We start from the raw sequence: 19137 nt of genomic DNA, 5'->3' as shown, positions 1-19137 counted from the left end.
GCGACGGACACGCATACAGGCCGCGGGTGCGGCGGGGGAGCACAGACGCAGATGTACGGCCAGGGTCAGCAGTATCCGCAGGGTCAGCCGCAGCCCTACGGGGCGCCGCCGCAGTACGGCGCTCCGCAGCAGCCGCAGCCGCCGTACGGGGCCCAGCCGCCCTACGGCGCGCCGCAGCAGCCGTACGGGTACCCGCAGCAGCAGCCGGGCGCACCGGCCCCGCAGTACGGCGCGCCGCAGCCGCCGTACGGCGTGCCGCAGCAGGCCCCGTACGGGCAGCCGGGCTACCCGGTCGCGCCGCCGCCGAAGAAGGGCAAGGGCGGCCTGGTGGTCGGCCTGCTGATCGGCGCGCTGGTGCTGGGCGGCGGCGGCTTCGCCGCATTCAAGCTGCTCGGGGGCTCCTCCGGCGGCGACTACAAGATCACCGCGCCGCAGACGCTGCCGGACGGCTACACCCAGAAGTCGGCCAAGGAGCAGGCCGCCGACCCGGCCAAGGCCAGCGAGTCGGAGAAGATCGGCACCGACCTGCACGTCCTGCTGGCCAGCTACGCCAAGGGCGCGGACCCCACCGACGGCACCATCAGCGTGCTCGGCGTCTACGGGAAGATCAAGGACCCGAACGCGATCATCGAGGACTCCAAGAAGGACACCAACGGCGGTGCCACCTGGACCAGCCCGATGACGGACTTCCCGGCGCAGTACAGCCACGACTCCGCGGCCAAGCTCTCCTGCGGCACCTACGGCATCTCGATCGGCGGCGGCGCCCCGAAGAGCTCGACCACCGTCTGCGTCTGGGCCGACAGCTCCACCACCGCGCGGGTGTCCTTCATCAAGGTGGGCGGCAGCAACCTCACCCCCGCCCAGGCCGCCGAGAAGACCCGGGCGATCCGCGACGCCATGGTCACCGCCAAGTAGCAGCCCGGCGCAGTGCACGACCGCGCTGCCCGGGCCCCGGGCAGCGCGTGCCCCGTCCGTCCCAGAAAGGGCCACCGTGACCGAGCAGAACCCCTACGGCGCCCCGCCGCCGCCCGCCGGCCAGCCCTACGGCGCCCCGCCGGTCCCGCCCCAGCAGCCCGGCTACGGCGCGGTGCCTCCGCAGGCTCCGCCGCCGGGCGCCCCGGCCGGCTACCCCGGGTACGGCGCGTACGCCCCGGTGCCGCCGCAGCGCAAGTCCCGCAAGACCCTCTGGGTGCTGCTCGGCGTCTTCGCCGTCGTGCTGGCGCTGATCGGCGGCGCCGTCGCCTACTTCGTCCTCGACGTGACGTCCAACGCCGGCACCCAGAAGGTCGTCCTGCCGGCGACCTTCAAGGACCTCCGCAAGGACGACGACAACGAGATCTCCCGGGAGATGGAGAAGGAGATCACCTCCGAGTTCGGCAAGGGCGACGGCGCCTGGAACCCGACCGGGGTGAGCGCGGTCTACCAGGACAGCGACGACACGCCGCAGCTCATCGTGGTCGGCGGCTACGGCAAGGTCCTGCTGCCCAAGCAGGAGATGGACGCCATGTTCAAGGGCTTCGAGCAGGGCGGCCCGACGGTCAGTGGCCGGCACGCGGTGGACGCCGGCCCCAAGGGCGGCACCATGGAGTGCGCCAAGGCCACCCAGTCCGGCACCGACCTGGGCATCTGTGCCTGGGCCGACAACAGCAGCCTGGTCATGCTGATGCGGGCCCCCGAGGACGGCAAGGCGCCGGACCTGGAGAAGCTCGCCGCCGAGGCCCGCGACCTGCGCGCGATCGCCGAGGTTCCGAAGTAGGCCGACCGGCCTGAGCAGTCCGGGGTGCCGAGCCGGCTGCGGCACCGCTCGAACGACGAAGGGCCCCTGGTGACCGGCCGGTCACCAGGGGCCCTTTCCGCGTCCGCGGGGTCAGGCGCTCTTCTCGCGCCGCTCCCGCTTGATCATGTCCCGCGGGACGAGGGTCGGGATGGCGTGCTTGGAGACGACGTCCCCGGTGACCACCACGCGGGCGACATCCTGGCGCGAGGGCACCTCGTACATCACGGACATCAGCACCTCCTCCATGATGGCCCGCAGACCACGCGCGCCGGTGCCCCGCAGGATCGCCTGGTCGGCGATGGCCTCCAGCGCGTCCCGGGTGAACTCCAGCTCCACGCCGTCCAGTTCGAAGAGCTTTCGGTACTGCTTGACCAGTGCGTTCTTCGGCTCGGTGAGGATCTGCAGCAGCGCCTCGCGGTCGAGGTTGTGCACGCTGGTGATCACCGGGAGACGGCCGATGAACTCGGGGATCATGCCGAACTTGACGAGGTCCTCCGGCATCACCTGGCGGAAGTGGTCGCTGGCGTCCAGCTCGCGCTTGGAGCGGATGTTGGCGCCGAAGCCGATGCCCTTGGCACCCGCGCGGCCCTCGATGATCCGCTCCAGGCCGGCGAAGGCGCCGCCCACGATGAAGAGCACGTTGGTGGTGTCGATCTGGATGAACTCCTGGTGCGGGTGCTTGCGCCCGCCCTGCGGCGGCACCGAGGCGGTGGTGCCCTCCAGGATCTTCAGCAGCGCCTGCTGCACGCCCTCGCCGGAGACGTCCCGGGTGATCGACGGGTTCTCGCTCTTACGGGCGACCTTGTCGATCTCGTCGATGTAGATGATCCCGGTCTCGGCCTTCTTGACGTCGTAGTCGGCCGCCTGGATCAGCTTCAGCAGGATGTTCTCGACGTCCTCGCCGACGTAGCCGGCCTCGGTCAGCGCGGTGGCGTCGGCGATCGCGAACGGCACGTTCAGCATCCGGGCCAGCGTCTGCGCCAGCAGCGTCTTGCCGGAGCCGGTGGGGCCCAGCAGCAGGATGTTGGACTTCGCCAGCTCGATGGCGTCCTCACGGCCGTTGCCGCCGCTGCGGCCCGCCTCGCCGGCCTGCACGCGCTTGTAGTGGTTGTAGACGGCCACCGACAGCGCCTTCTTGGCGAGGTCCTGGCCGACCACGTACTGGTCCAGGAACTCGTAGATCTCGCGCGGCTTCGGGAGCTCCTCGAAGCGCACCTCGGAGGTCTCGGCGAGCTCCTCCTCGATGATCTCGTTGCACAGGTCGATGCACTCGTCGCAGATGTACACGCCTGGGCCGGCGATCAGCTTCTTCACCTGCTTCTGCGACTTGCCGCAGAACGAGCACTTGAGCAGGTCGCCACCGTCTCCGATGCGTGCCACGAGGTGCTTCCCCTTCGCCAGGGGCCCCGCGGGGGTTCCGGGGCCTGGTGCTGTGGACCGTCAACGCCGACGGCGATCGGTCTCGCTATCCGACGGTACTCTGCCGGGCTCCTGATTCCGTCCTCTTCGCCAGGTCTGCCCTACGCCCTGGGCGAATTGATACCGAACAGATGCCGTCGCCGGCGCCGCCGAGGTGCCGGAGGCGGGGCGCGCAACGGCGTGCGCACCCCGCCCACGGGCCCTCCGCCGCCCGAGGTCCGGGAGGCGGAGGGGGTGCCGACCTCAGGAGGTCAGCGAGGCCTTGCGGGTGGAGATGACCAGGTCGACGAGACCGTACTCGACGGCCTCCTCGGCCGTGAGGATCTTGTCGCGCTCGATGTCGTCGCGCACCTGCTCGACGCTCTTGTTCGAGTGCTTGGAGAGCATCTCCTCCAGCTGCTCGCGCATCCGGAAGATCTCCTTGGCCTGGATCTCCAGGTCGGACACCTGACCGCGGCCGGTCTCGGTGTACGGCTGGTGGATCAGGATACGGGCGTTCGGCAGCGCCATCCGCTTGCCGGGGGTGCCGGCCGCGAGCAGCACGGCCGCCGCGGAGGCCGCCTGGCCCATGCAGACGGTGGTGATGTCCGGCTTCACGTACTGCATGGTGTCGTAGATGGCCGTCAGCGCCGTGAACGAGCCGCCGGGCGAGTTGATGTACATCTGGATCTCGCGGTCCGGGTCCATGGACTCCAGGCAGAGCAGCTGGGCCATGATGTCGTTCGCGGAGACGTCGTCCACCTGCGAGCCGAGGAAGATGATGCGCTCCTCGAACAGCTTGGCGTACGGGTCGTACTCGCGGATGCCCTGCGAGGTGCGCTCGACGAAGCGCGGGACGATGTAGCGGCCCTCGGCGCGCATGTCCTCGACGCGTGCCTTGGCGCTGGACAGGCTGGGGATGTTCATGGGGTTTCTGGTCCTCCGGAGCGTTGTGGCTGTGGTCTCGTGGCCGGGCCGGGCTCAGGCGCCGGTGCCGCCGCCGCCGGGGACGTCCGCGGCGCTGTGCATGATCGCGTCGATGAGGCCGTACTCCAGGGCCTCCTCCGGCGTGAACCAGCGGTCGCGGTCGGAGTCCGCGGTGATCTGCTCGAAGGACTGGCCGCTGTGGAAGGCGATCAGCTCGGACATCCGCTTCTTGGTGCGGAGCAGCTGCTCGGCCTGAATGCGGATGTCGGTGGCCGAGCCGCCGAGACCGGCGGACGGCTGGTGCATGAGGATGTTGGCGTTCGGCAGCGAGAAGCGCTTGCCCTTGGCGCCGGCGGTCAGCAGGAACTGGCCCATCGAGGCCGCCATGCCCATCGCGATCGTGACGACGTCGTTCTTGATGTACTGCATGGTGTCGTAGATCGCCATGCCGGCCGAGATCGAGCCGCCCGGGGAGTTGATGTAAAGGAAGATGTCCTTGTCCGGGTCCGCAGCCAGCAGCAGCAGCTGCGCGGTGATCTTGTTGGCGATGTCGTCGTCGACCTGCTGGCCGAGGAAGATGATCCGCTCGTTGAGCAGCCGGTTGTAGACCTGGTCGCCCAGGCCGCCGAGCACGTCACCAGAGGCGGCGTGCGGCGCCATCGGGCCAGGCATCTGCATCTGCGGGAACGTCACTTAGCCACCTGCTCAGTCGATTTGGACGGTCGCTCCACGGCCGTCACGGTGTCGCACAGCTTCCGGGTATCACGTCGTGATTGTTGCTGTCCAAGGACCCTAACGCGCAGGCCGGGCCGCAGAATCCCTCACGCAGAACTGTTCGCTGTGAGCGCAGGGTTCACCACCCTCCCCGGGCAGGACCGGGCCCGCCGGCCGGGGAAAGCGACGGGCCCGGACACCGTACGGCGTCCGGGCCCGCTGCTGCATCAGGGCGACCGGGGCGATCAGGCCTCGGTGGTCTCCTCGGCCTCGGCGGCCGGGGCCTCGACGGTCTCGGCCGACTCGTCGGCCTCGTCGTCGTCGAAGTTGATCTCGTTGCCCTCGGTGTCGACGACCTTGGCGGCCTCGACCACGGTGGCCAGCGCCTTGCCGCGGGCGACCTCGCCGACCAGCAGCGGCACCTGGCCACCCTGGACGACCTGCTGCGCGAACTGGTCCGGGGTGAGGCCCGAGCCGGCGGCGCGGCGGATGAGGTGCTCGGTGAGCTCCTCCTGGTTAACACCCAGCTCCTCGTCGGCGACGATCTGGTCCAGGACGAACTGGGTCTTGATGCCCTTCTTCGCCTGCTCCTCGAGCTCGGCCAGGTACTCCTCCTCCGACTTGCCCTGGGTCTCCAGGTAGGTCGCGAGGTCGAGGCCCATCGGCTCCAGCTGGTGGTGCTCCAGGTTGTGCTTGCGGGTCTCGATCTCGTCCTTGAGGAGCTTCTCCGGGAACTCGATCTCGACCAGGCCGAGCAGCGCGTCGAGGACCTTCTCCTGGGCCTGGGTGGCCTGGTCGTACTCCTTCATGCGCTCCAGGCGCTTGCGGGAGTCGGCCTTCAGGTCCTCCAGGGTGTCGAACTCGCTCGCCAGCTGGGCGAACTCGTCGTCCAGCTCGGGGAGCTCCTTCTCCTGGACGGCGGTGACGGTGACGGTGACCTCGGAGGTCTTGCCCGCCTGGGTGCCGCCCTTGAGCTCGGTGGTGAAGGTGGCGGTGCCACCGGCCTCCAGGCCGACGACGGCGTCGTCGATGCCGTCGATCAGGCGGCCCGAGCCGATCTCGTAGCTGACGCCGGCGGCGGTGCCGTCCTCCGGCACCTCGCCGTCGACCTTGGCCTCGAGGTCGACGACCACGATGTCGCCGGCGGCCGCGGCGCGCTCGACGTCCTTGACGGAGGAGAAGCGCTCGCGCAGCTGCTCCAGTGACTTGTCGATGTCCTCGTCGGTGACCACGATCGGGTCGACGGTGACCTCGATGGACGAGAAGTCCGGGAGGGTGATCTCGGGGCGGACGTCCACCTCGGCGGTGAACTTGAGGTCGCCACCGTCGGCGATCTTCTCGACGCCCTCGATGTTGGTGATGTCGGGCTGGCCGAGGACCTCGATCTTGCCCTCGTCGACGGCCTGCGTGTAGAAGCGCGGGAGGGCGTCGTTGACGGCCTCCTCCAGCACGGCGCCACGACCGAAGCGCTGGTCGATGACCCGGTTCGGGATCTTGCCCTTGCGGAAGCCCGGAACCGTGACCTGCTGGTTGATCTTCTTGTACGCCGCGTCGAGGCTGGGCTTGAGCTCCTCGAAGGGCACCTCGACGGTGAGTCGAACCCGGGTCGGGTTCAGAGTCTCGACGGCGCTCTTCACGGTTGGGTCTCCTATGGGCTTGCGGTCAGGTTGCCTCCGCCCTCCCCTGCCGCCGGCCGGGGCCTGGCGGATCGGATCGGGCGAGACGGGCGATGGGCGGTTGGAGCTGCATCTCCCGTGGGGGGTGGACGGTGAGCGTGACTCCTCGCCCTCGTGCGGTTGACCTGGGTGTACGCCACAGGGACTACCGCCAGCGCCCCATCCTACCGGTACCACGAAAGGCCGACGCCAGGACGCCGCCGTCCGCATGCGCAGGAGCGTCCTCCGAGGGTGGCCGGAGACGCAGAACAGGGCCCCGCCGAGGGCGAGACCCTGCCGCACTGTCGGGGTGACCGGATTCGAACCGACGGCCTTCCGCTCCCAAAGCGGACGCGCTACCAAACTGCGCCACACCCCGTGGTGCCGAGAGGAAGCGTACACGCCGGGCCCTATGGGTTCTCCGACATATCCGAGGCCCCCGAAATGAATGTGGTGTGCGCGCAGCCGACCGGACCGGGTACGCTGTTCCCGACCTTCCGTCCGGCGACGGCCGGAGGATCATGCGGGCGTAGCTCAATGGTAGAGCCCTAGTCTTCCAAACTAGTCACGCGAGTTCGATTCTCGTCGCCCGCTCCGACCGTCCGGCCCCGGAGAGACGTCCACCGTCTCCCGGGGCCGTTCGCATTTCCCGGCCGATCTTCCCGGCCGACCTTCCCGGCCGTGTTCTCCGGCCGCGCTTCCCCATCTCGGCCTTCCCGACCACCGGTCAGGGCTTCCGGCCGCCCGGCCGTCCGGCCGGCCCGGGTCAGAGGCCGAGCCGCGCGGCGCGGGCGGCGGCGCGGTCGAGCAGCCGGTGGATGTCGGCCTGCCGGGTGGTCGGCCGGTCGTTGTAGACGTCCGGGGAGCTCACCGGGCGGCCGGTGGCGTGCAGCACCTCCATCAGCTGGACCCGGGCGGTGCGGACGGTGGGCGCGGTGCCGTAGCCGTGGGCGAGGACGGCGGCCTGGGCGCCGAGCAGGCAGACCCGGCCGGCCGCGTCCCACATCGCGCCCTGCAGCCAGCCGGCGGCGGCGATGTAGCGGGAGGCGAGCCGCAGGTGCTCGGCGGCGCTCACCGGGACGGGGCGCGCCGGGCGGCGCAGCGCCCGGTCGAGCAGGGTGGCCTTCGGGAGGGGGTGGCCGGCGCACCAGGGCCGGAGGGTGGAACCGAGCGGGCAGACATAGGGGGCCGCGATCCGCGCCGGGGCGGGCAGTGAGGCGAGGTACGCCTCGATCTCGGCCACCAGGCCGGAGCCGTCCGGGGCGGTGAGCAGCGGCGGAAACGGCGTCAGGTCGGTGCGGGGCATCGGTTCTCCAGGCGGTGGCCTACGGTTACCGCTACCCAAACTGGGGCACAAGGGGCATTTCCGCGACCGGAGGGGCCGCGACGCGCCGGTTCCGGTTCTGCGGCCGGCGCCCGGCGCCCGAGGCGGCGGGCGCGCGGGCAGGAGCGGCGCGGGCGTACGCGCCGGCGCCGCGCCGGGGCGTCGGGACCGGCCCGGCGCCGGTTGCGCCGGTCGCGCGGTTTCCCGGCGGGGGCCCGGGCCGATAGCCTCGGCGGCGTTCGAGCGCAGTTCGAGGACACTGCGAGCCCTAACGGAGGAGTACCCGTGCGTCCCCAGGACCGACTGGCCGTCATCCAGCGCTGCGTGGTCCGGGAAATGGCGCGATTCGGGCAGGAGTTCAGGATCGAGGGCGAGGTGGTGCGCGGTCCGGGGACGACCGCGGTGGCCGTCCGGGAGCACCCCGGCGACGACGGCGCCGGCCACGTCGACCTCGGCTACGTCCTCCGGTTGGGCCGCGCGGACGCACCGGTGGTCTGGGACTGCGCGGCCGGTCTCGGCAAGACCGAGGAGGAGAAGCTCGCCAACGCGGTGCGGATGTGGGCGACCACCACCGCCTCGGCGCTGGTGGAGCTGACGGAGGGCCGGGGCGAGCACGGCGACCACGCGGACTACCCGGAACTGCCGCACTGGCACGCCGTGCAGGGGCCGGCGGCGGTGTTCGGCTTCGGGAACGAGCGGCTGGCCGGCTGGCTGGCGGAGCACCGGGTCCTGCCCGCACTGGCGCCCGCGCTGCTGCCGGAGCTGGCCGCCGGGCGGCCGAACGGGGTGAAGCTGTTCCTCGGCGGCAAGGCGGGGGACGACGTGGCCGAGGTGCGGATCAACGGCGAGGTGTCGGAGGCCGCCTCGGCGGCGCTGCGCGCGCTGGACTGGCCGCGTGGCGAACGGCTGTGCTGGGCGCGGCTGTTCGTCCTGCTGACGGCCCGGGAGACGGCGCTGCCGCCGGCCGTGCCGACGGGCCCGGCAGCGCCTGCGCCGGTCCGCCCCCCGGCCCCGGCGGCTCGGCCCCGGGGACTCTTCGCGCGCTGGCGGCAGGCCGGACGGGCCGGCCGGTGAACCGGGCGGCCGGCCTCCTCCCCCGGTGGGCCCCGGACGGGGCCCCGGAGGTCAGCTGGCGATGTTGGAGATGCTCTTGGCGATCTGGCTCAGGAAGTCCTGGATCGGCTTGGCGGCCGTGCTCTGGTTGAGCATGAAGCCGAACAGCGCGGCCAGGATGAAGTGGCCGGTCTTCAGCTGCTTGTTGCGGATGAAGATGAAGCAGATGATGCCGAACAGGACCAGTGCGGAGACGGAGAGTGCCACCCGGACTCACTTCCTCGTTTCATAGCGGGGTGCCGTCACCTGGCATCCCCTGCGAAGCCGGACCCCGGCCTGTCCGACGGTCCCGAGGCGGAACTGCGGCTCGTCCGACCCGTCGCGGCCGGAATGGGAGCCGGTACGACCGCACGCTGTCCGTCCTGCCGCACGTGACGCCCCCTATCCCCCGAATCCTGACCAGTCCCGCCCAGACTCAGTGTGGTCGACCGTGCCGATTGCGTAAAGGTCTGACCGACAGCCGGGCCCCGATATCCTGCGGTGCGGGACGAGTTTCCGCCGACCGAGACGATAGCCGAGACGTTCTGACGGATCGTCCACGGGGCGCCGCTGAGCGGCCGTGAAGCGCCTGGCGGGCGGGAACGGAACGGGCAGGTCCGCAACGGTGGCGGCCTTTCGGAATTGGCTGAAGATCAGCTCCCAGGCTTGACAGCAGCTGCCCCCGGCAATTGCCCGGGCCGGTCCCGCCCCGAGCCGATTCTCCGGGGCGAGCGGGCGAGCGGGCGAGTGTCAGTCGCGCCAGACCAGGAGGACGGCGCGGTCGTCGTTGATGTCGCGGGCGACCGTCTCGATCAGCCGGGAGGCCGCGCCGCTGCCGCCGCCGGGGCCCCCGCCGGGGACGAGCCGGTCGGCCTCGCCCATCAGCCGGTCCATCCCCTCGGAGAGGTCCCGGCCGGGCGCCTCGACCATGCCGTCGGTGCAGAGCATCAGGACGTCGCCCCGGTTCAGCCGCCCGCGCACGCCCTCGAACTTGGCGCCGTCGTAGATCCCGAGCAGCGGGCCGTCCGCGGCCTCCTTCATCTCCCAGCGGCCGGCGCCGCCCAGCCGCTGCATCCCGGGCAGGTGCCCGGCCGAGAGCAGCTCGTACTCGCCGGTGTCGAGGTCCAGCACCAGGTGGACGGCGGTGGCGAAGCCCTCCTCCCAGTCCTGCCGGAGCAGGTAGCCGTTGGCGGCGGGCAGGAAGTCGTGCGCGGGCAGCGAGCCGAGCAGGCCGCCGAAGGCGCCGGAGAGCAGCAGGGCCCGCGAGCCGGCGTCCATGCCCTTGCCGGAGACGTCCGCGAGGACCACCTCCAGCACCCGCCGGCCGGGGCCGGTCCGGGCGGCGACCACGAAGTCGCCGGAGAAGGACTGCCCGCCGGCCGGGCGCAGCGCCATGTCGGCGTGCCAGCCGTCCGGCAGGGCCGGGACGCGGCTCTGCACCCGCAGCCGCTCGCGCAGGTCGAAGAGCATGGTGGAGCCGCCCCACCAGGGGACGCCGACCCGGCTGCGGAACTGGGCCAGCAGCAGGCCGCCGACCCCGGCCGCGCCGACCACCAGGGCGGCGCCGGGGGTGACGCCGTAGGTGTAGGCGTCCGGGTCGGCGCTGGCTACCCGCTCGCCGGTGTGGATCACGGACTCGGCGGAGAGGCCGAGTGCGGCCAGTGCGTAGAGCACCACCAGGCTCCCGGGGCGCAGCAGCAGCGCCGCGGCCAGGATCGGCAGCACCAGGGAGGTGGGCGGGGCCCAGGCGGGGATCCAGATGTTGAGCAGGATCAGCACCGGGACGGTCAGGGCCAGGACGATCAGCACCGGCCAGTCGGCGGCGCCGCCGCGGAAGTAGTCGACACCGGCGGTGCGCAGCTTTCGGCGGACCCGGCGGAGCCCCTTGGCCAGCCGGGCCGTCACGGGGTCGGGCACCGTGGCGGCGCCGGGCCTCGTCGCAGTCGTCTGGGGCGGTGTGCCCGGCGCTCTGCCAGCCATGGGGACCGACCATATCCACCGCTGCGGCCCGGCGTCGACGGCCCGGGCCCGGGCGACTCCGGGGTGGCGCGGGCGCGTCAGCGGGTTTCGGCCGATTGCGGCGGGCGGCAGCCGTGGCGTCAGGAAGCGTGCGGGGGCTGGGCGTACGAACCACACGGGCGGCGCATGCGCCCGCGCGCGGGGAGGTTCGTGCGCCGTGGCGGCGCCCCGGGCGCTGTGGCCGATGCCACAGGGTCGTGCGCGCTCCGGGAACGCGCCGGCCGGCCGCGCTGCGGGAGCGCGGCCGGCCGGTGTGCGGGTGGGGGCGGTCAGCCCTGCTGCGGGTGGTGCGCCGGGATCGGCGGGAGCTCGCCGGTGGTCTCGTACTCGCTCAGCATGGCGATCCGGCGGGTGTGCCGCTCGTCGCCGCTGTACGGGGTGTTGAGGAAGATCTCGACGAACTTGGTGGCCTCCTCCTGGGTGTGCATCCGGCCACCGATGGAGATCACGTTGGCGTTGTTGTGCTCGCGGCCGAGCGAGGCGGTCTGCTCGCTCCAGGCCAGCGCGGCCCGCACGCCCTTGACCTTGTTGGCGGCGATCGCCTCGCCGTTGCCCGAGCCGCCGATGACGACGCCCAGCGCCTCCGGGTCGGCCGCGGTGCGCTCGGCGGCCCGCAGGCAGAACGGCGGGTAGTCGTCGAGGGCGTCGTAGATGTGCGGCCCGCAGTCGACCGGCTCGTGGCCGGCCTCCTTCAGCCACTCCACGAGGTGGTTCTTCAGTTCGTATCCGGCATGGTCGGAGCCCAGGTAGACGCGCATGGCACGAGTGTGGCATGCGCGCCCGCCCGGGCTGCGCAGGGGGCCGAGGGCGCGTGCCGGGGCCGGCACCGCGGCCCCGGGCGCGGTGCTCAGCGGCGGCCGAGGAGCTTCCAGGCCAGCGGCAGCGCGCCGGCCGCGAGGGCGGCCTTCAGCGCGTCGCCGACCAGGTAGGGGTAGAGGCCGAGCTCGGCGGCGCGGGCGAGCGGGACGTCCAGCGCGAAGGCGAGGTAGGGGACGCCGACGGCGTAGATCGCGAGGCTGCCGAGCACCATCGCGGCGGCGGTGCGGACCGGGCTGCGGTCGGCGCCGCGGCGGGCCAGCGCGCCGGTCAGGGCGGCCGCCAGGACGAACCCGAGCACGTAGCCGAGCGAGGGCATCGACCAGCCGGAGGTGCCCTCGGCGAACCAGGGCAGGCCGGCCATGCCGGCCAGCAGGTAGAGGCCGAGCGAGGCGACGCCGCGGCGGGTGCCGAGCGCGGTGCCGACCAGCAGGGCGGCGAAGGTCTGGCCGGTCACCGGCACCGGGGAGCCGGGGACGTTCACCGAGAACTGGGCGGCCAGACCGGTGAGGGCGGCACCGCCGGCCACCAGGGCGAGGTCGCGGGCCTGCGCGCCGAACCGGCTGGAGGCGGCGGGCAGCAGGTCCGCCAGGACGGCGCGGCTGGGTATCGGGGTGCTGGCAGTGGCCATCGGTGGCTTCCTCTGGTGATCAGGTGAGTGAACACCTGTGAACCTACGCGGTGATCGCCACGGGCACCGTCAGGGATTCGGACAAAGCCCCGGAGGCCGTCCTTGTGGGGTCCGGCGCAGTGATCGCCACCGAACGTGACGGTTCAGGCCAACCTCCGTCACGATCCGGTCCGCATCGTGATCCGGGCGCCCTCCTCCTTGGCGTTGGCGCCCGCGTCCCCGGATATTGGGCAACTCGCACCGCAATCCGAACAGTCTGGATCCCACCCATGGCCCGTACCTCCGCGCCCCCGGCGCCCGGGACGACGACCTCCGCCACCGGTGCCGCCGGCGGCACCGAGGTCGGCGGCCGGCAGCTGTCCCACGGTCTCAAGCAGCGCCACCTCTCGATGATCGCGCTCGGCGGGGTCATCGGCGCCGGCCTCTTCGTCGGCTCCGGCGCGGGCATCGCGGCGGCCGGCCCGGCCATCATCCTGGCCTTCACCCTCTCCGGCCTGCTGGTCATGCTGATCATGCGGATGCTCGGCGAGATGTCGGCCGCCCGGCCGGCCTCCGGCTCGTTCTCGGTCCACGCCGAGAAGGAGATCGGCCCCTGGGCCGGGATCACCGCCGGCTGGATGTACTGGGTGATGCTCTGCTGCGGCGTCGCCGCCGAGGCCACCGCCGCCGGCAAGATCGTCAACGGCTGGGTCCCCGGCGTCTCCGCCTGGGTGTGGGTCGGCCTCTTCATGGTCTTCTTCTGCGCCAGCAACCTCACCGCGGTGAAGAACTTCGGCGAGTTCGAGTTCTGGTTCGCCGCGATCAAGGTCGCCGCGATCGTCGCCTTCCTCGTCCTCGGCGCGCTCGGCGTGGCCGGGGTGCTCGGCCACGGCTCCCCCGGCACCACCAACCTCACCGGCCAGGGCGGCTTCCTGCCCAACGGCGTCAGCGGACTCATCGTCGGCCTGCTCGCCTCGGTCTTCGCCTACGGCGGCCTGGAGACCGTCACCATCGCCGCCGCCGAGTCCGACGACCCCAAGCGCAACGTCGCCAACGCGGTGCGCACCGCGGTCTGGCGGATCGCGGTCTTCTACATCGGCTCGATGGCCCTGGTGGTCACCCTGGTCTCCTGGAAGGACCCGTCGGTCGTCGAGAACGGCCCGTACGTGACCGTCCTGCAGCACCTGGGCGTGCCCGGCGCCGGCACCATCATGGAGGCCGTGGTCCTGGTCGCCCTGCTCTCGGCGATGAACGCCAACATCTACGGCTCCTCCCGGATGGCGTACTCGCTGGTCGCCCGCGGCCAGGGCCCGAAGGCGCTGGCCAAGGTGAGCGGCGGCGTGCCGCGGGCCGCCGTCCTCGCCTCCTGCCTGTTCGGCTTCGGCGCCGTCCTGGCCTCGAAGTTCTGGCCGGACACCGTCTTCACCTGGCTGATGAACACCACCGGCGTCGCGATCCTGGTGGTCTGGTTCTTCATCTGCGTCGTGCAGCTGCGGATGCGCCGCCGGCTGGAGCGCGAGGCGCCCGAGCTGCTCACCGTCCGGATGTGGGGCTACCCGTACCTGACCTGGGTCGCGATGGCCGCCGTGGCCGCCATCCTCGCCCTGATGACCACCACCGAGGGCAACCGGGAGCAGCTGTACGCGGCCGGCGTGCTGGTCGCCCTGCTCATCACGGCGGGCCTGCTCAAGCAGCGCAAGGACGCCGCGGCCGTCCGGTAGCGGGCGGACGCGCAAGAGGCCCGGTACCGCAGTGGCGGTACCGGGCCCCTTCGCATGCGCGCCGGGTGTCACTCGAAGGACGGGCCGGCGGTGCGGGTGCGCTTGATCTCGTAGAAGCCCGGGGTGGAGGCGACCAGCAGCGTGCCGTCCCAGAGGCGGGCGGCGGCCTCGCCGCGCGGCGCCGGGGTGACCACCGGGCCGAAGAACGCGACCCGCTCGCCGTCCGCGCCCTCGACCGCGATCACCGGGGTGCCCACGTCCTCGCCGACCAGGGTGATGCCCTCCTTGTGCGAGGCGCGCAGGGCCTCGTCGTGGGCGTCGGTGTCGGCCGCGTCGGCCAGCTCGGCCGGCAGGCCCGCCGCGACCAGCGCCGCCTCGACGGTCTCACGGTTCTGCGGCAGGCCCTGGTTGTGGAAGCGGGTGCCCAGCTCGGTGTAGAGGCGGCCGAGCACCTCGTCGCCGTGCTGCTGGGCGGCGGCGATGCAGACCCGGACCGCGCCCCAGGCGTTGTCCAGCAGCGTGCGGTACTCCTGCGGCAGATCGCGGTGCTCGTTCAGCACGGACAGGCTCATCACGTGCCAGTTCACGTCCACCGGGCGCAGCTGCTGGACCTCGATCAGCCAGCGGGACGTCATCCAGGCCCACGGGCAGGCCGGGTCGAACCAGAAGTCGGCGGTCTTGCGGTCGGCGGCAGTCGTCACGGCTGTCCTTAGGTCCATCGTCGGAGGGTGGATCGGGCCCCCGCGTCGGGGCTCCCCCGGGCCCAACACCCGCGCCGCGCCGCTGATTCCGCGACGGCGCCGGCACGTTGTGCAATGGTACTGCCGCGGGCGGCGTGAAAGGATGCCCGCAGCACCACCGTGCCGCGCCGACCACCGTGCGGCGCCCCCGACCACGGTGCGGCGTCCCGGCCGCACCAGCGATGACCGCACCACCGTGCGAGCCGGACAAAGGAGTACCGCCGTGCCGGGCAAGAACCTGAGCCGCGACGAAGCCCAGCAGCGGGCCAGCATCCTGGCCGTGGACGGCTACCAGGTCCGGCTGGACGTGACCTCGGCGCCCGACCCGGCCGCCGCCACCTTCCGCTCCACCACCACCATCGCCTTCCGCTGCACCGAGCCGGGCGCCGCCGCCTTCGTCGACCTGCTGGCGCCCGCCGTCCGCTCGGTCACCCTGAACGGCCGCGAGCTGGACCCGGCCACCGCCTTCGACGGCGCCCGGGTGCACGTCGACGGCCTCGCCGCGGAGAACGTCCTCGTGGTGGACGCCGACTGCGCATACAGCCGCACCGGCGAGGGCCTGCACCGTTTCACCGACCCGGTGGACGGCGAGACCTACCTCTACACCCACTACGAACCGGCCGACGCCCGCCGGGTCTTCGCCGACTTCGAGCAGCCCGACCTGAAGGCGCCGTTCTCCTTCACCGTCACCGCGCCGGCCGCCTGGGACGTCTGGTCCAACGCCGTGCACGAGGAGGTCACCGCCGAGGGCGACGCCCGGACCTGGCGGTTCGCGCCCACCAAGCCGATCTCCACCTACCTCACGGCCGTCGTCGCCGGCCCGTACCACGTGGCGCGCGACCACTACAGCCGCACCCTCGCCGACGGCACCGCCCTGGAGATCCCGCTCTCCGCGATGTGCCGCAAGTCGCTCGCGCCGCACTTCGACGCCGACGAGATCCTCGGCACCACCAAGCTCGGGCTCGACTTCTTCCACGAGCAGTTCGACTACCCGTACCCGTTCGGCAAGTACGACCAGGCCTTCGTGCCCGAGTACAACATCGGCGCGATGGAGAACCCGGGCTGCGTGACCTTCCGCGAGGAGTTCGTCTTCCGCTCGAAGGTCACCGACGCCGCCTACGAGGGCCGGGCCAACGTCGTCCTGCACGAGATGGCCCACATGTGGTTCGGCGACCTGGTCACCATGCGCTGGTGGGACGACCTGTGGCTGAAGGAGTCCTTCGCCGACTTCATGGGCTCCTACGGGCTCATCGGCGCCCGCACCCGCTTCTCCTCGGCCTGGGTCACCTTCGCCAACCAGCGCAAGGCCTGGGCCTACCGGCAGGACCAGTTCCCCACCACCCACCCGATCACCGCGGACATCCGGGACCTGGAGGACGCCAAGCTCAACTTCGACGGCATCACCTACGCCAAGGGCGCCTCGGTGCTCAAGCAGCTGGTGGCGTACGTCGGTTCGGAGGCCTTCTTCGAGGGCGCCCGCCGCTACTTCAAGCGGCACGCCTTCGGCAACACCGAGCTCGCCGACCTGCTGGACATCCTGGAGGAGACCAGCGGCCGCGACCTCACCGCCTGGGCCGCCGCCTGGCTGCAGACCGCCGGCGTCAACGCGCTCACCCCGCAGGTGACCGTCGACGCCGAGGGCCGGATCACCGAGCTCGCCGTCCTCCAGGACGCCGGCAACGGCGACACGGTGCGCCCGCACCGGATCGCGGTCGGCCTCTACGACCGGGACGCCGACGGCGCGCTGGTGCGCACCGACCGGATCGAGCTGGACGTCACCGGCGCCCGCACCGTCGTCGCCGGGGCGGTCGGCCGCCCCCGCCCCGCCCTGGTGCTGCTCAACGACGACGACCTGACCTACTGCAAGATCCGCTTCGACGCCGAGTCGCTGGAGACCCTGCGCGCCGGCCTCGGCGACGTCCAGGACGACCTGGCCCGGGCGCTCGCCTGGTCCGCCGTCTGGAACCTCACCCGGGACGGCCTGATGCCGGCCCGCGACTACATCGCCCTGGTGCTGCGCTTCGCCGGGCAGGAAGCCAACATCGGCGTGCTGCAGTCGCTGCACACCCAGGCCAAGGGCGCCGTCGACCTCTACGCCGACCCGGCCTGGCGCGGCGAGGGCGGCCGGCTGCTGGCCGACGGCGCGCTGCGCGAGCTGCGCGCGGCCGCACCCGGCAGCGACCACCAGCTCGCCTGGGCGCGCTTCCTGGCCCAGACCGCCAACGGCTCCGAGCACCTCGGCCTGGTCCGCGGCCTGCTCGCCGGCACCGCCCGGATCGACGGCCTGGACGTCGACCAGGAGCTGCGCTGGTCGCTCTGGCTGGCGCTGGCCGCCGCCGGCCAGGCCGCCGACGAGGAGCTCGCCGAGGAGCTGAAGGCCGACCACACTGCCAGCGGCAACCGCCAGTACACCCAGTGCCTGGCCGCCCGGCCGACCCCCGAGGCCAAGGCCGCCGCCTGGTCGGCCGTGGTCGACTCGGACGAGCTGCCCAACGCGCTGGTCGAGGCGAACATCGCCGGCTTCGCGCTGCCCTCGCACCGCGACCTCACCGCCCTGTACGCGGCGCCGTACTTCAAGCTGCTGGAGCGGGTCTGGTCCGAGCGGACCATCGAGATCGCGATGCGGATCGTCGGCGGCTTCTTCCCGCGGGCGCAGATCGACGAGCAGACGCTGGCCGAGGCCGACGCCTGGCTGGACGGCCACCCGGGCGCGGCGCCCGCGCTGCGCCGGCTGGTGCTGGAGTGCCGGGACGACCTGGCCCGGGCACTGCGCGCGCAGGCCTGCGACCGGGTCTGAGCCGCACCGGACCCGGGGCCCGGCGCGCGTCTGCGCGCCGGGCCCCGGCGCGTCACGGTGCACCGCGCGGTCGGTACCCGGCCGTCCTCGGGCCGGTGGCCGGCCGGGCGGTCGGCGTTCAGCCCCGCTGGAGACCGCGGTCGAGGGCGGCGATCGCACTGCCCCGGGCGTCGTCGCCGTCCAGCGACCAGACCATCACCCCGCCCAGGTCGTTCCACCGGGTGTAGCGGGCCTTCTGGGTGAGCACCTCGGCGGTGTCGTAGCTGTAGAAGTCGGTGCCGTCGTACTTCCAGGACGCGCCGTGGTCCCGGTCGACGTAGACCTTCCCGGGCAGCGCGTCGACCTCCTTGTAGCTGCGGTCGGCGGTGGTGCCGGTGGCCGGCTGGTACAGCCCGCCGCGGTCGCCGGCCGGGACACCGGTCCAGCCGTGGGCGTAGAACGGCACGCCCAGCACGGTCTTGGCGGCCGGCAGGCCGTGCCCGGTGTAGTACTCGACCGCCTCGTCCGCGCTGCGCCGGCGCGGCTCCGGGTCGGTGGGGTCGGAGTAGAGGTTGGCGTGGTGGTTGGCCGGCCCCTTCCCCTCCCAGGGGCCGTGCAGGTCGTAGGTCATCAGGTTGAGCCAGTCCATCGAGCGCGCCAGCTCGGGCAGCTCCAGCCGGGCGGCGACGGTCTCGTTGGCGGCGACGGCCGCGGTGAGCAGGTAGTGCGGGCCCTTGCGGCCGGAGAGCCGGTCCAGCTGGCGGCGGAACTCCTGCACCAGCAGCGTGAAGTTGCGGCCGTCCTCGGGACGGACCACGTTGCCGGCGTCACCGCCGCCGCCCGGGTACTCCCAGTCGAGGTCGATGCCGTCGAAGACCCCGGCGGCCGCACCGTAGCCGCCCTCCGCGGAGCCGGCGAGCACGGGCAGGTTGCCCTTGATGTACAGGTCGATGCAGGAGGAGACGAACCTGCGCCGGGACTCCTCGGTGGCGGCGGCGTCCGAGAAGTACTTGGACCAGCTCCAACCGCCCAGTGAGATCACGGTCCTGAGCTGCGGGTTCTTCGCCTTGAGCTTGCGCAGCTGGTTGAAGTGGCCCTTCAGCGGCTGGTCGGCGGCGTCGGCCCGGCCGTCCACCGACTCGGCGGCCGGGAACGCCCGCTGGTAGTCGTTGCGGGCGTCGCCCTGGCCGGCCTCGTTGCTCTCGAAGCAGGTGCCGTCGGCGGAGACGTTGCCGAAGGCGTAGTTGACGACGGTGAGCTTCCCGGCCTGGCCGGACTCCTGGACCCGCTTGGCGGAGCTGTCGGCGCCCCACTGGGTGAAGTAGCCGACCCGCTGCCCCTTCAGCTTCGGGCCGTGGTGGGCCTCGGCGGCGGTCGCGGTGGCGGTGGTGGTGGCCAGCAGTGCGGCGACGGTGGCGGCGGCGAGCATGGCGGAGGCGCGTGTGGGCATACCGGACCTGTCCTCTGAGGCATCGTCAAATGGTCTGGACCAGACTGACAATGAGGTTTAGTCCATTGCGCCGGAACGCACAAGAGGCCGGACCGCGTGCGCGGTCCGGCCTCTCGGC

At 72.2% G+C, this 19137-nt stretch carries 16 protein-coding genes and 2 tRNA genes; 6 read left to right on the top strand and 12 right to left on the bottom strand.

What is annotated here, in order from left to right:
• Positions 1–51: 51 nt before the first annotated feature.
• Positions 52–915 carry a hypothetical protein gene (locus ACIPSC_RS05955; RefSeq protein ID WP_400823448.1) on the top strand — a complete coding sequence of 288 codons (864 nt, stop codon included), beginning with the start codon at positions 52–54 and terminating at the stop codon, positions 913–915.
• A gap of 76 nt (positions 916–991) precedes the next feature.
• Positions 992–1756, top strand: coding sequence for a hypothetical protein (locus ACIPSC_RS05950; RefSeq protein ID WP_400823447.1), 765 nt, complete (start codon positions 992–994; stop codon positions 1754–1756).
• Between the two features lie 111 nt (positions 1757–1867).
• Here the strand turns inward: ACIPSC_RS05950 and clpX are convergent, their stop codons facing one another.
• The 5 genes from clpX to ACIPSC_RS05925 all read right to left on the bottom strand — a co-directional run bounded on the left by clpX (position 1868) and on the right by ACIPSC_RS05925 (position 6850).
• The gene (gene clpX, locus ACIPSC_RS05945; RefSeq protein ID WP_238741210.1) at positions 1868–3157 is read right to left on the bottom strand and encodes an ATP-dependent Clp protease ATP-binding subunit ClpX; all 1290 of its coding nucleotides are present in this window, start codon (positions 3155–3157) and stop codon (positions 1868–1870) included.
• 282 nt (positions 3158–3439) lie between these two features.
• The gene (locus ACIPSC_RS05940; protein ID WP_148645159.1) at positions 3440–4102 is read right to left on the bottom strand and encodes an ATP-dependent Clp protease proteolytic subunit; all 663 of its coding nucleotides are present in this window, start codon (positions 4100–4102) and stop codon (positions 3440–3442) included.
• A 54-nt stretch (positions 4103–4156) separates the two neighbouring features.
• Entirely contained in the window at positions 4157–4774 is a 618-nt protein-coding gene (locus ACIPSC_RS05935) for an ATP-dependent Clp protease proteolytic subunit (RefSeq protein WP_305067940.1), read from the bottom strand.
• A 287-nt stretch (positions 4775–5061) separates the two neighbouring features.
• Positions 5062–6453 carry a trigger factor gene (gene tig, locus ACIPSC_RS05930; protein WP_400823444.1) on the bottom strand — a complete coding sequence of 464 codons (1392 nt, stop codon included), beginning with the start codon at positions 6451–6453 and terminating at the stop codon, positions 5062–5064.
• A 323-nt stretch (positions 6454–6776) separates the two neighbouring features.
• Positions 6777–6850: transfer RNA gene (locus ACIPSC_RS05925), tRNA-Pro, on the bottom strand.
• A 144-nt stretch (positions 6851–6994) separates the two neighbouring features.
• On the opposite strand from ACIPSC_RS05925, the gene ACIPSC_RS05920 reads away from it, so the two are divergent.
• A tRNA-Gly gene (locus ACIPSC_RS05920) sits at positions 6995–7065 on the top strand.
• 172 nt (positions 7066–7237) lie between these two features.
• Here ACIPSC_RS05920 and ACIPSC_RS05915 read toward each other — a convergent pair.
• Positions 7238–7777 carry a hypothetical protein gene (locus ACIPSC_RS05915; protein ID WP_400823442.1) on the bottom strand — a complete coding sequence of 180 codons (540 nt, stop codon included), beginning with the start codon at positions 7775–7777 and terminating at the stop codon, positions 7238–7240.
• Positions 7778–8080: 303 nt separating this feature from the next.
• Here ACIPSC_RS05915 and ACIPSC_RS05910 point away from each other — a divergent pair, with 303 nt between their 5' ends.
• Complete coding sequence (locus ACIPSC_RS05910; RefSeq protein ID WP_400823440.1) at positions 8081–8869, top strand: DUF6348 family protein; 789 nt, start codon at positions 8081–8083, stop codon at positions 8867–8869.
• Between the two features lie 51 nt (positions 8870–8920).
• Here ACIPSC_RS05910 and ACIPSC_RS05905 read toward each other — a convergent pair whose 3' ends face one another.
• The 4 genes from ACIPSC_RS05905 to ACIPSC_RS05890 all read right to left on the bottom strand — a co-directional run bounded on the left by ACIPSC_RS05905 (position 8921) and on the right by ACIPSC_RS05890 (position 12353).
• Positions 8921–9115 carry a hypothetical protein gene (locus tag ACIPSC_RS05905; protein ID WP_400823438.1) on the bottom strand — a complete coding sequence of 65 codons (195 nt, stop codon included), beginning with the start codon at positions 9113–9115 and terminating at the stop codon, positions 8921–8923.
• Between the two features lie 522 nt (positions 9116–9637).
• Positions 9638–10867 (bottom strand): PP2C family protein-serine/threonine phosphatase, encoded by a 1230-nt coding sequence (locus tag ACIPSC_RS05900; protein ID WP_400823437.1) that lies wholly within the window; start codon positions 10865–10867, stop codon positions 9638–9640.
• A gap of 308 nt (positions 10868–11175) precedes the next feature.
• Positions 11176–11664: a ribose-5-phosphate isomerase gene (locus ACIPSC_RS05895; RefSeq protein WP_395296200.1), complete on the bottom strand. Its 489-nt coding sequence runs from the start codon at positions 11662–11664 to the stop codon at positions 11176–11178.
• 89 nt (positions 11665–11753) lie between these two features.
• Positions 11754–12353, bottom strand: a complete 600-nt coding sequence (locus ACIPSC_RS05890; protein WP_400823434.1) for a biotin transporter BioY — start codon at positions 12351–12353, stop codon at positions 11754–11756.
• A 269-nt stretch (positions 12354–12622) separates the two neighbouring features.
• Between ACIPSC_RS05890 and ACIPSC_RS05885 the strand changes: the two genes are divergently transcribed.
• The gene (locus ACIPSC_RS05885) at positions 12623–14053 is read left to right on the top strand and encodes an amino acid permease (RefSeq protein WP_400823433.1); all 1431 of its coding nucleotides are present in this window, start codon (positions 12623–12625) and stop codon (positions 14051–14053) included.
• Positions 14054–14121: 68 nt separating this feature from the next.
• On the opposite strand, the gene ACIPSC_RS05880 is transcribed toward ACIPSC_RS05885, so the two are convergent.
• A complete protein-coding gene (locus tag ACIPSC_RS05880; protein WP_400823431.1) occupies positions 14122–14772 on the bottom strand; it encodes a DsbA family protein in 651 nt (216 codons plus the stop codon).
• A 244-nt stretch (positions 14773–15016) separates the two neighbouring features.
• Between ACIPSC_RS05880 and pepN the strand changes: the two genes are divergently transcribed.
• Positions 15017–17590 carry an aminopeptidase N gene (pepN, locus tag ACIPSC_RS05875; protein WP_400823428.1) on the top strand — a complete coding sequence of 858 codons (2574 nt, stop codon included), beginning with the start codon at positions 15017–15019 and terminating at the stop codon, positions 17588–17590.
• 118 nt (positions 17591–17708) lie between these two features.
• Here pepN and ACIPSC_RS05870 read toward each other — a convergent pair whose 3' ends face one another.
• Positions 17709–19019 (bottom strand): glycoside hydrolase family 18 protein, encoded by a 1311-nt coding sequence (locus ACIPSC_RS05870; protein ID WP_400823426.1) that lies wholly within the window; start codon positions 19017–19019, stop codon positions 17709–17711.
• Positions 19020–19137 lie beyond the last annotated feature (118 nt).

The organism is Kitasatospora sp. NPDC090091 (assembly GCF_044747365.1).
Lineage (GTDB): Bacteria > Actinomycetota > Actinomycetes > Streptomycetales > Streptomycetaceae > Kitasatospora.
The sequence above is the reverse complement of the archived record's forward strand: the minus strand, read 5'-3'. Positions and strand labels throughout refer to the sequence as shown.